This window comes from Paenibacillus silvestris (genome assembly GCF_009882985.1).
Classification (GTDB): domain Bacteria; phylum Bacillota; class Bacilli; order Paenibacillales; family NBRC-103111; genus Paenibacillus_E; species Paenibacillus_E silvestris.
Map to the genome: position 1 here is coordinate 328937 of NZ_WTUZ01000015.1, position 12005 is coordinate 340941.

General features: G+C 47.9%; 12 protein-coding genes. 5 read left to right on the forward strand and 7 right to left on the reverse strand.

Annotation, left to right across the window (positions count from 1 at the left end):
• The first annotated feature begins 15 nt into the window (after nt 1–15).
• On the forward strand, nt 16–852 hold the full coding sequence (locus GQF01_RS12700) for a sulfurtransferase (RefSeq protein ID WP_161407112.1): 837 nt from the start codon (nt 16–18) through the stop codon (nt 850–852).
• Between the two features lie 254 nt (nt 853–1106).
• Here the strand turns inward: GQF01_RS12700 and GQF01_RS12705 are convergent, their stop codons facing one another.
• Complete coding sequence (locus GQF01_RS12705) at nt 1107–1685, reverse strand: TetR/AcrR family transcriptional regulator (RefSeq protein ID WP_161407113.1); 579 nt, start codon at nt 1683–1685, stop codon at nt 1107–1109.
• Between the two features lie 347 nt (nt 1686–2032).
• Here GQF01_RS12705 and GQF01_RS12710 point away from each other — a divergent pair, with 347 nt between their 5' ends.
• The 3 genes from GQF01_RS12710 (at nt 2033) to GQF01_RS12720 (ending at nt 4620) form a co-directional block, all read left to right on the forward strand.
• Nucleotides 2033–2827, forward strand: coding sequence for a VOC family protein (locus GQF01_RS12710; protein ID WP_161407114.1), 795 nt, complete (start codon nt 2033–2035; stop codon nt 2825–2827).
• 107 nt (nt 2828–2934) lie between these two features.
• Complete coding sequence (locus tag GQF01_RS12715; protein ID WP_161407115.1) at nt 2935–3489, forward strand: hypothetical protein; 555 nt, start codon at nt 2935–2937, stop codon at nt 3487–3489.
• 3 nt (nt 3490–3492) lie between these two features.
• Nucleotides 3493–4620 (forward strand): hypothetical protein, encoded by a 1128-nt coding sequence (locus tag GQF01_RS12720; protein ID WP_161407116.1) that lies wholly within the window; start codon nt 3493–3495, stop codon nt 4618–4620.
• A gap of 73 nt (nt 4621–4693) precedes the next feature.
• On the opposite strand, the gene GQF01_RS12725 is transcribed toward GQF01_RS12720, so the two are convergent.
• Nucleotides 4694–5449 carry an exodeoxyribonuclease III gene (locus GQF01_RS12725; protein WP_161407117.1) on the reverse strand — a complete coding sequence of 252 codons (756 nt, stop codon included), beginning with the start codon at nt 5447–5449 and terminating at the stop codon, nt 4694–4696.
• Nucleotides 5450–5531: 82 nt separating this feature from the next.
• On the reverse strand, nt 5532–6149 hold the full coding sequence (locus tag GQF01_RS12730; RefSeq protein WP_161407118.1) for a PDDEXK family nuclease: 618 nt from the start codon (nt 6147–6149) through the stop codon (nt 5532–5534).
• 226 nt (nt 6150–6375) lie between these two features.
• Here GQF01_RS12730 and cysK point away from each other — a divergent pair, with 226 nt between their 5' ends.
• Nucleotides 6376–7308 carry a cysteine synthase A gene (gene cysK, locus GQF01_RS12735; protein ID WP_161407119.1) on the forward strand — a complete coding sequence of 311 codons (933 nt, stop codon included), beginning with the start codon at nt 6376–6378 and terminating at the stop codon, nt 7306–7308.
• Between the two features lie 63 nt (nt 7309–7371).
• Here the strand turns inward: cysK and GQF01_RS12740 are convergent, their stop codons facing one another.
• The 4 genes from GQF01_RS12740 to GQF01_RS12755 all read right to left on the reverse strand — a co-directional run bounded on the left by GQF01_RS12740 (nt 7372) and on the right by GQF01_RS12755 (nt 11983).
• The gene (locus GQF01_RS12740; protein ID WP_161407120.1) at nt 7372–9225 is read right to left on the reverse strand and encodes a putative bifunctional diguanylate cyclase/phosphodiesterase; all 1854 of its coding nucleotides are present in this window, start codon (nt 9223–9225) and stop codon (nt 7372–7374) included.
• A 197-nt stretch (nt 9226–9422) separates the two neighbouring features.
• Nucleotides 9423–10952 (reverse strand): MDR family MFS transporter, encoded by a 1530-nt coding sequence (locus GQF01_RS12745; protein WP_161407121.1) that lies wholly within the window; start codon nt 10950–10952, stop codon nt 9423–9425.
• 102 nt (nt 10953–11054) lie between these two features.
• A complete protein-coding gene (locus GQF01_RS12750) occupies nt 11055–11561 on the reverse strand; it encodes a hypothetical protein (protein ID WP_161407122.1) in 507 nt (168 codons plus the stop codon).
• The gene (locus GQF01_RS12755) at nt 11558–11983 is read right to left on the reverse strand and encodes a hypothetical protein (protein WP_161407123.1); all 426 of its coding nucleotides are present in this window, start codon (nt 11981–11983) and stop codon (nt 11558–11560) included. The genes GQF01_RS12750 and GQF01_RS12755 overlap by 4 nt, the downstream gene beginning before the upstream one ends.
• Nucleotides 11984–12005 lie beyond the last annotated feature (22 nt).

The window sequence follows — 12005 nt, forward strand, 5'->3', positions numbered from 1 at the left end:
AAGGTGGCAGAATCTGTGGAAAATATCGTTAGTCAATCGTGGCTGCTCGGGCAGCTGGGCGATGCCAACATCGTCATAGCGGATTGCCGTTTTGCGTTAGGACAACCTGAATCTGGCAGAAATCATTATGAGCAAGATCATATAACGGGAGCTGTATACGTCGATTTGGAGAAGGACTTGTCCGGTGCCATTATGGCTCACGGAGGCAGGCACCCGCTCCCTGATCTCGGTGCATTCTCCATTCTCGTGGGCAGCCTCGGAATCGATGGAGCCAAAACCGTCGTCGCTTACGACGATCAAGGCGGAGCCATGGCTTCGCGCCTATGGTGGATGCTGAAATTCCTCGGGCACTCTGAGGTGTACGTGCTCGACCAAGGGTATACCGTTTGGAAAGCGGCGGGCTTCCCCGTCACAGATGAAGTGCCCGCTGTGTATCCGCGGACCTTCTCACCGAAGGTGCAGCGCACGATGCTGGCTTCCATGGACGAGGTCAAGGACAAGCTGGGTCGCCCGGGCGTTGTGCTCGTAGACTCGCGCGAGGAGCGTCGCTACCTCGGCTTGGAAGAGCCGATCGACCCTGTGGCCGGTCACATTCCCGGCGCGCGGAACTACTTCTGGAAAGGCGTGCTCGGCGCTGACGGCGCTTGGTTGCCCGCGGCGAAGCAGGAGCAGCATTTTGCCAGCTTGCGCGATGCCGATGAAATCATCGTCTACTGCGGCTCCGGTGTGACGGCTTGCCCGAATGTGCTCGGCCTGAGCGAAGCGGGCTTTGACAACGTGAAGCTCTACAGCGGAAGCTGGAGCGATTGGATCAGTTGGGAAGACAACCCCGTGGCGACTGGGGAAGAATAAGAGCGGAGAGTCCGCGCTAAGGGATATTGAAAAGGAAGAGCGGTTAGCGACCATTTAATGGTATCTATCCGCTCTTTTTTGATTTAAGTAATTTTGATCGAGAAAATTCCGCCCATGATTAACTGGAAATACTCAGGCTGCCGAGACTTTCTCGACAGCCTGATTTATTCCATTTATTTATTTTTATAAGTAGGAATTGCATGAAATAACGGGAGTTTTTCCTGCTAATCGATGCAGCACGTTATTTCTCTTCATCAATCCGCCGAGACACGATGGCTGTTAATTAGCGTCTTAGCCGCTACCGAGAACAACTCAGGCTTGAAATCAGCCTTGTTGATATAAGCTACCATCGCGGCACCGCTCCATAACATGCGAATTTGCTCGGAGAGATCATGCGGATTAGGGAGCCCAGCCTCCTGGATCAATAAAGTTACCTCGTCCCAGATGTCGCTCCTGCTCGCAAGCGCTTTGACATGGTTGGGGTGCTCGGTTTCAGGAAACTCCACAATCGTATTCATGAAGGAGCAACCTCGATACGCAGGACGCTTCATACGTTCAGCTAAATAGTCCATCAAAAAAAGGAGTTGCTCAAAACTGGACTCCGGATGTTCCTTTCGTGCATGCTCGATATTCGCCAGGAACTGCAGACGACGCTGCTCCAGGTACTCAGCTACCAAATCATCCTTGGTCGCGAAGCTTCGATAGAAGCTGGCCTTGGCCACGCCGGATTCATGAATGATCCGATCGATGCCGACCGCGCGCACACCTTCATGATAAAACAACTCATTGGCAACTCGTAAAATGCGCTCTTTCGCGGTTTCTTTCTTTTCCATTTACGCTTCACCTGCCCGAAAATAGTAGGTCTATATGTTAATAGTAAACGAATATGAATGAGACAGATCTGTCTATTTTATTTTAAATAAGAACACAATTGATGTCAACAAGCCTAGGCTGTTAGGGATACTCGTCCGTCTTATTGTTGCCTTGCCAGTTCTTGCCTTATTCGCCAACATGGTTATGCGCGTAACCGCCGAAATCCGTGTCGGTGTTGCAACAGGTAGTCGATTATCTATCGCCATAAAAATGGATCAAACTGCCCTCTACTGGCGCGGTTTCTTTGCATATGTTGTTTTCATATAGAATGCATTGAAATCTATCATTCAGTGAAGGAGTCCCGACCATGATTACACATTTTGCTAAATTAGAACTGAACACCGTATCCATTCAAGGCGTGAAACAATTTTATTGCAATCAGCTGCAATTTCCGGTCAGTTTTGAATCCATGGATGAAATACACGTTCAACCCTCGGAACACTGTACGATGGTTTTTAAAGAGGCTGACCAGCCATTAAATCCTATTCATTTTGCCTTTGAAGTTCCGTTCACAGCGTTTGATGACGTAGTGAATCTTCTTCAAGGAGCTGGGGTAACTCTGCTTCGTTGGCCTGACGGCAGGCGGGTCGATGAGTTCGAAACAGGCAAAAATGTTTATTTTCGGGACGGCGACGGCAATTTATTGGAGATACTCGCACATACCTACGTGCAAGAAGGAGTGCTTCCTCCAAGCGGTTATCTAAAGATACTGTATCTAAGAGAAGTTGGTTTTCCAGTTGATGACGTGATGGCATACAGAGAGCTGCTGGTGGAGCTATTTGACTTTAAGTTGGATACCGTTCTGGATAATTTCACTTTTGCCATTGGGGGAACAGCGCATGTTGTCGTTGTTTCGAAAACTAGAAAATGGCTTCCTATTGCCATGACCGCTTTGCAGCCTGCTATGGACGTCACGTTCGGGGCACCAAATGCCCGAGTGTTAGATAGAATTAGTAACCGTTTAGAGGGTAAAAGCATCCCGTACAACAAAGGAAATGATAGGCTTTATTTTAAAATAGGAGAATATAGCTTTCACTTACAAGTTACAGCTTTCTCTGAGAACGTACCTTCGCTCTTGGAGTTGCCTAACGCACGTGCATAATTCTATCTCTCCAACTTATAAATTTTGTAAAATCTTGACCTATTTTGTCGCCCCGATATGCTAGAATAAGAGAATCGTATGGAAATTATAGGCAGAGGGGTTTGTTGATGAGGAACAAGAGTGGGATTTTCGTAATAGGTTGTCTTGGTTTTATTGGTTTACTGGTGTTAATTGCGATTATTACGGCAGCTGTTGTATGGGGGCAACGAGGGACAGCGATTGCGCTGGACGAACAGATCAAGTCGCAGCACGTCGCGAATAAGTCAAACTACGATAACATGTGGAAAAGATTCAAAGAAATGGCCCAAGTAACCGACATGCAGGCTGATGATATCAAAAAGGTATATACCGACCTCATTGCAGGCCGTTACACGGATACGCAGGTGCTGTTCAAAGTGGTGCAGGAGCAGAATCCGCATATGAGCAAAGATTTATACACGAAGCTGCAAAATGAAGTTTCTTCGGCGCGCACCGAGTTTGATCGAAATCAAAAGAAGATTGCCGATCAAGTTCGTGAGTATAACACGCATATTCGGAAGCATGTCTTGATGAACGCTATTTTCCATTTCCAAACCATGGACGCGGAGAAATTTATTATTACTTCGGACCGCACGAGCGACGCTTACCAAACAGGCAAAGATAACGAAGTGAAGTTGAGGTAGCAGATGGCGTACTGGGCAGCGTTATTCCTTGTTCTGATTGTTGGTTTTGCCATTGAGCTTGTAACGGGCCGCAAATGGTGGCGATATGTGCTGACATCGCTACTCGCTGCCTTCCTATTCGCAGGCGTTGTGGCGAGTGATTTCTTTCTGCGGACGGTTGATACAGAGGTCTGGTCTGGGGCTGTTACAGATTGGGATCACAAAGAAGAGTGGGAAGAGTGGATCGCTGGCAGCGAAGAGTGCTCTACGGACAGTAGAGGTCGCAAGACCTGTACCAAAGAGCCGGGGCACTACGAGCACCACGAGGCGGTGAACAAACTTAAGACCTCGGACAACGGATGGTTTGAGGTAAGCAGGTCTATGGACGGTAGGACTAGGTTTACGGACAGGTCCCCCAATACGGCAGCAGAGTTGGCGCAATATTTTCCTCCTGGGACACCTTCGGCTTCCGTTCATCTGTATGTGAATAAGGTGAGAGGTTCTTACAGCCTTTTTAAACATGAGGATGTTGATCTGAATGATTATCCCGAGCTGCCGGAATATCCGAGTTTCGTCTCGGAGGTGCTTCATGTCGATAGAATTGTGGGCAATGTGCCGAACAAGCAGAGAGCCTTGGCGGCGTTAGCGGCATGGAATACCGAGCTGAACAAAGCAGTGCCCGACCCGGATCATCCGGGGGAGACCAAATCGTGGAAGCAGGTTAATCTCATTTTTGTAAATATGGGGACGGACTTGCCGCAAGCTTATGGCTATGCGCTCCAGGATAAATGGAAGAACGGCAACAAGAACGATTTCATCGTTAGCTTTAGTCCAGCCTCGGATGGCTCTATGAAATGGGTGCATGCCTTCTCGTGGAGTGAAGTGGATATGCTCAAGCTTGAAGTTCAGGATTATATGATGGAGCAGGGGTATGGCAAGGATTTTGTACCAATCGTGGATCATGTGGCTCAGATGGTGGCGGACCAATTCGTGCGTAAGCAGTTTGCGGACTTTAACTATTTGCAGATTGAAGTGAGCGAGACGTCGACCTATATTATTTGGGGTCTTGAAATGTTCGTGCTTCTATTTTATATGTACAGATGCCTCCTAACCTTCGTTCGTCGACGGCGAAATATGACATATGATTATTAGTAGGTAAAAAAAGCGTTCTAACACCGGAAGGTGAGAGAGCGCTTTTTGGTCGTTTAACTTTGTGGCTGGCTGGTTAAAAGGTTACTTCCAAACGAACAGGGCAATGATCGCTGCCCAGTATTTGGCAATCGATGTCGGCGGCGACGATGTTGGGGCTTAGCCTTGCCGAGGCAATAAAATAGTCGATGCGCCATCCGACATTCCGTGCGCGCACGCCGGGCATATTGGACCACCAGCTGTAAACGTCGGTCCGATCCGGGTAGAGGTGCCGGAAGGTGTCGATGAAACCGGCCTCCAGCAGCTCGGTCATCTTCCCACGCTCCTCCAGAGTGAAGCCGGAGTTGTTGTGGTTGCCTTTGGCGTTTTTCAAGTCGATCTCATGATGAGCGACATTCAGATCGCCGCAGGCGATAACCGGCTTCTTCGCGTCCAGCTGCCCGAGGTAGCTGCGGAAGCGATCCTCCCATTCCAGGCGGTAGTCGAGCCTGGAGAGATCGCGCTTGGCGTTCGGGGTGTACACCGTCACTAGGTAAAAGTCTTCGAACTCGAGCGTGATGATCCGGCCCTCAGGTTCTTCATCTTCCTCCATGCCGTAGCGCACGGAAAGCGGCTCGAGCTTGGTGAAAACGGCCGTGCCGGAGTAGCCTTTTTTGACGGCGTAGTTCCAGTACTGCTTGTAGTCCTCGCCAAGTTCGAGGGCGATCTGTCCCTCTTGCAGCTTCGTCTCCTGCACACAGATGATGTCGGCATCCGTCTCTTTGACATAATCTACGAAGCCTTTATTCACGCATGCGCGCAACCCATTCACATTCCACGATACCAGTTTCATTCGTCAATTTCTCCTAACGTTCGCGATGATTTCTCCTAGTAGTGTAACATAAGATCACTATTGCTACATTAGTGAGCGGGTTTCAATCTGCAGCAACCCCAACCCCAACCCCAACCCCACGCAGCCACTTGCGTGCTGTCCGAAAATCCACGTCCAATTGCTGAATGACACCCTGTGGGCGTATCGCCCGACCGAGGGTCCAAGCCAGCCGCAACACTTCTTTCTCCATCATCTGGCTAGCTGATCTCGAGGAGATAATCTCACCGCTTCGGAGCATATAAGGTCCGACAACCATCTGAAGGAGCATCCGACATACTTCGGGACGACTTTGGATATCGTCGAAAGAGAAGTGCATCATTTTCCAGCCCATAGCGGTCAGGAAAGTTTCGCGATTTAGCGCATAGCTGAACTTATCGCGATCCATATCCTTGACATGGCTCTGAAAGCCATCACATTCGACACCAAACTTGCCAAAAGGTGTGATGTATGCGAAATCGAGAAACTGAGATTTTCGATTCCAATCGTAGATTTCATACTCGGGGTGCAGATTGTCGAAATTTCCGAACAACGGCGCCCACACTTGCTGGAGAAATAGTTTCTCCGCATAGGCATGTCCTCTCAATAACCTCCCCTTCCGTTCACCGCTCCGCAGAGCCGCATGGTTCGCAATAAATGAAGCATATAACCATTCAAAATCCAATTTCCCACCTCCTCCTATCCCACAAGTAAAATAAAAAAACGCCCTTACGCCGCGAGGCGAAAGGACGTTCTTCGTCTGGATAAGTATACCAAATCCTCATATATAAGAAAATATAGGACTCCCTTATCAACATTACTGATTTCATTTTTCGCCATTAACGAGCTATACTATTCTTATCCGAGTAAGTTCATAGGTTTAATATTTAAAGAAGGCGAGGTCATACGAGATGGCGACCATATACAATAATTTGACAGAGCTAATCGGCAATACGCCGCTGCTAGAGCTCTGGAATTACAATAAACGGCAGGGCCTCGAAGCCAAAGTAATGGCGAAGTTGGAATATTTTAATCCGGCCGGAAGTGTCAAAGATCGTATCGGTTTCGCCATGCTGAAGGAAGCCGAGAAAGCTGGTAAAATAACACCAGATACCGTTATTATAGAGCCAACCAGCGGAAATACAGGGATAGGTCTTGCATTTGCCGCTGCGGCATTAGGATATCGCTTAATGATTACGATTCCGGAATCGTTCAGTGTTGAGCGAAGGAAATTACTGAAGGCGTTAGGTGCGGAAGTTGTGCTCACGCCTGCTTCTGAGGGAATGCTGGGGGCGATGAAGAAAGCAGAAGAGCTAGCAGCGAACTTGCCAAATGCTTACATCCCGCAGCAATTCAGCAATCCAGCTAACCCCGAGGTGCACAGGAAGACGACAGCGGAGGAAATTTGGCGGGATACAGATGGACGTGTCGATATTTTCGTTGCTGGTGTAGGTTCGGGCGGGACGATCACCGGTGTGGGGGATGTTTTGAAGAAAAGGAACCCATCCGTACAAATTATCGCCGTAGAACCGGCCAATTCACCAGTGCTACTTGGTGGCACGCGAGGGGCACACCAGATTCAAGGCATTGGCGCAGGCTTCGTGCCAGATAATTATGACAGCTCCGTCATCGATGAAGTCGTTAGCGTATCCGACGAGGACGCTTTTGCAACGGCTCGCTTGCTGGCGAAAACAGAGGGTTTGCTGGTCGGCATCTCCTCGGGAGCGGCAGCTTTTGCAGCTACAGAGATCGCTAAGCGGCCGGAAAACCAAGGGAAGACCATCGTAGTCATCCTGCCAGATACCGGAGAGCGGTATTTATCTACGCCACTTTTTGATGAGTAATCGAGAAGCGCCTTCCCTTCATATACAAATAGAACCGCTCCCAATAGGGGCGGTTTTGTTGTGCTAGGCTTGAACGAGTGTATGGAAAGCCTGATGTTCAGGCAAAGGTTTGCTGAAATAGTATCCCTGTACGAAATCACAGCCAACGGCTTGCAGAATGAGCAATTGCTCCTGCTTCTCTACACCTTCGGCGATAACCTCTTTATCGATTCGCTGAACGAGTGAGATGATTGACTCCATAATCACCCGATCTACGGTTGAATCATCAATATGATCAATGAAGGACTTATCAATTTTGATAATATCTGCTGGCAATTGCTTGATATAACTAAGGGAAGAGAAGCCCTTGCCGAAGTCGTCGAGCGCGATGCGCACCCCTTTCTCCCTAAGGAAGTTAAGGTGGTTGGTCGATGTTTCAATGGACTGAATGAGCAGAGTTTCCGTGAGCTCGAGCACGAGGTGCCGGGGGTCCAGCCCAGTCTCCACTAATATGGCTAGCACCTGATCCGCAAAATCATACTGCATCAACTGAAGCGCAGAGATATTAACGGAGATAGTAAAAGACATCTGGGAGGCAATCTGCCACTTTTTCGTCGTCTGACAAGCGGTTTGCAGCACCCAGTAACCGATCGGCACAATGAGCCCTGTCTCCTCTGCCAATTGAATCCATTCACTTGGGGGAATGTACACCCCATCCGGCTGCTGCCACCGCAGCAAAGCCTCGTACCCTTTGACTTCTCCGCTAGGCACATGAATTTGACTCTGGAAATGTAGAGTAAACTGATTCTGCGCCAAAGCTCCCTGGAGCGCATTTTCCAGCTTCCGCTTGTAGAGCTGATCTAAGCGCAGCGTTTCATCAAAAATACGGAACTGATGCTTCCCGCTGGCCTTAGCTTTACGCATAGCGACATCGGCGCATTTGAGCAGCTGCTCGGCAGTTTGCCCATGATCCGGATACAAGGCGACACCCATACTCACTTTGAGCGGATAGGAAACGCCGGCGACTTGAAAAGGGGATTGGCAAGCTTTCCAAATGGCATGGACCGTGCTTATGAAATCCTTATTATTGTCGCCTACATCCAAAATGAGGTTAAACTCATCTCCCTCCGATCGCGAAACATGCATGCCGGGGGTAAAGGTATGTACCATTTTACGGGCAAAAAAGCGCAAATATTGATCACCTGTGGCATACCCCACAGAATCATTAATCATTTGAAAGTTATCAATATTAACCCAAATGACACAAACCCGGCGATTAGCAGCGCTTGCTTGCTGGATCGCATGCTCTAAATGTTCATAGGCGGAGAACCGATTGGGAAGCAGGGTTAAGCTATCAGTGGAGGCCATATGCTTGATTTGCTCGGCTTTATCCAGCGTATCTTTCTGCAACGTGAAGAACCGTTCCATGAGCTTTCTGTTATTGCTGGAAACCAGAAGCATGCTGATGATAATGAGCAGTGACCACGTAAGAATGCCTGTTAGTATTTGAGAAGAAAGCCCGAATTTCTTGGTATCTACAACTAAGAAGAAGTAAGCGTCCGCTGCCAGAACAAGCGAAATGGCGACAAACATCACCTTTCTGCGCATGAAAACGGCGGCTACGACAACGATGTAAATACTGCTAAACGTATTCGTTACAGCAGGTACAAACATCATCAAAAGGATTGTGTTCAGAAACTGTCCCCCAATTGGGATATAGCCGATCCAGCCAGAATCCTTGCGGTAGGAATAAAAAATGATATAGGCAGAAAGCGTCAAGACATTGGCGGCAACCATATACAAATAGTGAGGAGCAGTTAACCCGAGCCTTAAGTAGGCAAAGGAGATGACTAGGGTGATAATCGTGAAATTTAGCAGCAATAATCGCAAGGCAATCGTGTTTCTCTGACAGCGATTCTCGCTTATTAAAAGATCCATTGGTATAAATTCCCCTATCAAAATTCGTCTTCTGTAGGTTCGTGTCGAATCACTAATGATCCTGTAGGAAATTGTAAATTAAAAAGAGATTTTTGTAAACCTTTGCCAAAAAGCTAGAGGAATGCCGTCGGTATAAGAATTGACCATGCAAATAAAAAATCCCCATCCTGCTCAATGTTGAGCGGAGGGGACCTTATTTAATGAGATGCGGAGTAAGCTTCTGTATGGGGCTCAATCTCAAACTTCTCTCTGCTCATCGCGAAAGCGGCAGCTAGAGCAAGTACAGCAGGGATAAGTCCCCAAGCGAACGTAGTCGCGATAGAGGAAGATAGACCATCCGATATTTGACCGAGCACCCCTGCGGGAATTTGGGTACGGGTTGCCGGGTCCAGCAGTGCATGCGGATCTTTGACATCGAAACCTTGTGGCAAAGCGGAAGCGCCGTTTCCTGTGAAGGTGTCTGCCAGGTGCTTCGTCAGCGAATGGCTTTGAATAATACCGAAGATAGTAATACCGATCGTCATGCCAAGCGAGCGGAGGAAATTCAGTGTGGAACTAGCTGCTCCCCGCCTGGTCGCAGGTACTGAATGAATTGCAGCGTTGCTCAGAACCGAGAAGGAAGCGCCAATCCCTAGGCCTACTAAGATCATGTAAAGGGTAATGGTCATACGCGTTGACTCTGGGGTTAACGTCATGAGCAGAGCCATTCCCGCAACAAGCAGGATGAGGGTTGATATGAGAATAGCGCGATAGGTAAATTTACTAATTAGGAAGCCGCCAGCCGTTGCGGTAACGACGGTTCCGAGCATCATGGGCAGCAGTACAAGCCCAGAATTAGTAGCGCTCCCGCCAAGAACACCTTGAATGAAAATTGGGATATACACAGATGCCGTGATGAAGGCGGCGCCGCTTAGCATAGCTATGGCATTGCTTGCTGCATATAGACGGTCACGGAACATGCGGAACGAAATAATCGGTTCTTCAGCGCGAGTCTCCGCATAGATGAAGAAGATGGTGAGCAAGACAAAACCGGCGAATAATCCAAGGATAGGAGCCGAATTCCAGGCGTATTGCTTCCCGCCAAGCTCCATAGCGAACATGAGGCAGACAATTGCTCCTACAAGCGTGAAGGCGCCAGTCCAATCGATACGCTGTTTAACATGCTGAAGGGATTCCTTATAGAAAATGGCAACCATCAAGAAGGCAATGAGACCTAGTGGAAGATTAATATAGAAAATCCATTCCCATTTCACGTAATCGGTCATATATGCGCCGAGCAGGGGTCCAAAAATGCTGGACATGCCGAATACAGCGCCGAATAGTCCCATTAATTTGCCACGGCTTTCGGGTTTCACGGCATCAAACATAATCGTGAAGGCAATAGGGACCAAGGCCCCTCCGCCAATCCCCTGTATAGCGCGATAGATACTTAACTGTACGATGGAAGTGGCCGTTCCGCAGAGAGCAGAGCCTAGCATAAAGACCACGATGCCGAAGATGAAAAATCGTTTGCGGCCATACATATCCGAGAGCTTGCCGAAGATTGGCATTCCCGCCATTTCCGCGACCATATAGGCGGATGTGACCCAAACGAATTTATCCAGTCCTCCGAGGTCTGCGATAATAGAGCCCATAGCCGTTGCGACGATTGTATTGTCCATGGAAGCCATGAGAATAGCGAGCAGTAATCCGGCTATTACGATGCCTGTTTGATTCATTGTTTTCATAAAGTGATCATTTCCTCTCCTGATTAACTTGTATATCTGGATTATAAACAAGTAACCCTGACAAGAGTCTGTCAGGGTTGATTGACGATTTTTTTTATATGCTCATTCCATCTTATTTTGTTTATCGAGCAGTTTCTGAAACAGCAGATAATGAATCGACTGCAGAAATAAGTAAATAGGGATGGAGAATATGAGCTTGTACCCATGCTTATAATGAAAAAGTCCAACCAACAAGCTCACCCACTCAGTGGCTATACTTAGGAGCGACCAAATTATTATGTAGGGAATGATGTAAAAACCTTTTAGACCAAGCCATTTGTATCCATAAATAAAGAGGTAGCCGAAGGGAGCGTACATGGAATAGGAAAAGATATCGAACAACTGATGCGTGGAACGATCCCCAATGTCGTAGAAATCAAAGGGAGGAATTCCAATCGTCTGATCAAAAATAAGACCAAAAACGATCCCGATCAGCAAAGTGAACAAGGTCTGTATGGGGGTGAACCTTTTGGGTAATATCAGAATCATTATCACCCCTAGAACAGTCATGGCGATGACAAACCACTCATTTGCGTTGAAATGACTGTCGTAACTGACCACATCATTCATGCGGATCGCTCCTTCCGCGTCAGATACAGCAGCCAGCGCCCTAGATAATACGTCAAAACCATCATGATCAGCAGCACAACACACTCATAGTAGATGTTCCATTTCACATTAGTTACAGCCTCTGTCCCATTCAGAATCAGGCAGCAAATAAGGAGAAAGAGGAAGACATAAAGGGAAATAAATACTTTTACAAGAAGTCTAGAAGCTGTTAGAAATACATTGGCAAAAGTAATCAGGGTGAAGCCGTATACGAAATCCCGGTATAGGATCACAGACAGGAATTCAGGGATTTGCGTGCTAAAGCGGTACAAGTTTAGATTATTACTTAATAAGGCCATCCAATTGATGTCAATGATGGACAAAACCATGTAAAGCAGCACATTCGTCTTGAGCGGCAGCTTTTTGGGAAGAGTGACTAACACATGCAGGCAACACCAAACTAAA

What these genes read in the sequence shown, in the direction of transcription:
- GQF01_RS12715 (WP_161407115.1), top strand. Translation starts at nt 2,935, where the DNA reads ATGAGGAACAAGAGTGGGATTTTCGTAATAGGTTGTCTTGGTTTTATT.
- GQF01_RS12725 (WP_161407117.1), bottom strand. Translation starts at nt 5,449, where the DNA reads ATGAAACTGGTATCGTGGAATGTGAATGGGTTGCGCGCATGCGTGAAT.
- cysK (WP_161407119.1), top strand. Translation starts at nt 6,376, where the DNA reads ATGGCGACCATATACAATAATTTGACAGAGCTAATCGGCAATACGCCG.
- GQF01_RS12710 (WP_161407114.1), top strand. Translation starts at nt 2,033, where the DNA reads ATGATTACACATTTTGCTAAATTAGAACTGAACACCGTATCCATTCAA.
- GQF01_RS12740 (WP_161407120.1), bottom strand. Translation starts at nt 9,225, where the DNA reads ATGGATCTTTTAATAAGCGAGAATCGCTGTCAGAGAAACACGATTGCC.
- GQF01_RS12745 (WP_161407121.1), bottom strand. Translation starts at nt 10,952, where the DNA reads ATGAAAACAATGAATCAAACAGGCATCGTAATAGCCGGATTACTGCTC.
- GQF01_RS12705 (WP_161407113.1), bottom strand. Translation starts at nt 1,685, where the DNA reads ATGGAAAAGAAAGAAACCGCGAAAGAGCGCATTTTACGAGTTGCCAAT.
- GQF01_RS12720 (WP_161407116.1), top strand. Translation starts at nt 3,493, where the DNA reads ATGGCGTACTGGGCAGCGTTATTCCTTGTTCTGATTGTTGGTTTTGCC.
- GQF01_RS12750 (WP_161407122.1), bottom strand. Translation starts at nt 11,561, where the DNA reads ATGAATGATGTGGTCAGTTACGACAGTCATTTCAACGCAAATGAGTGG.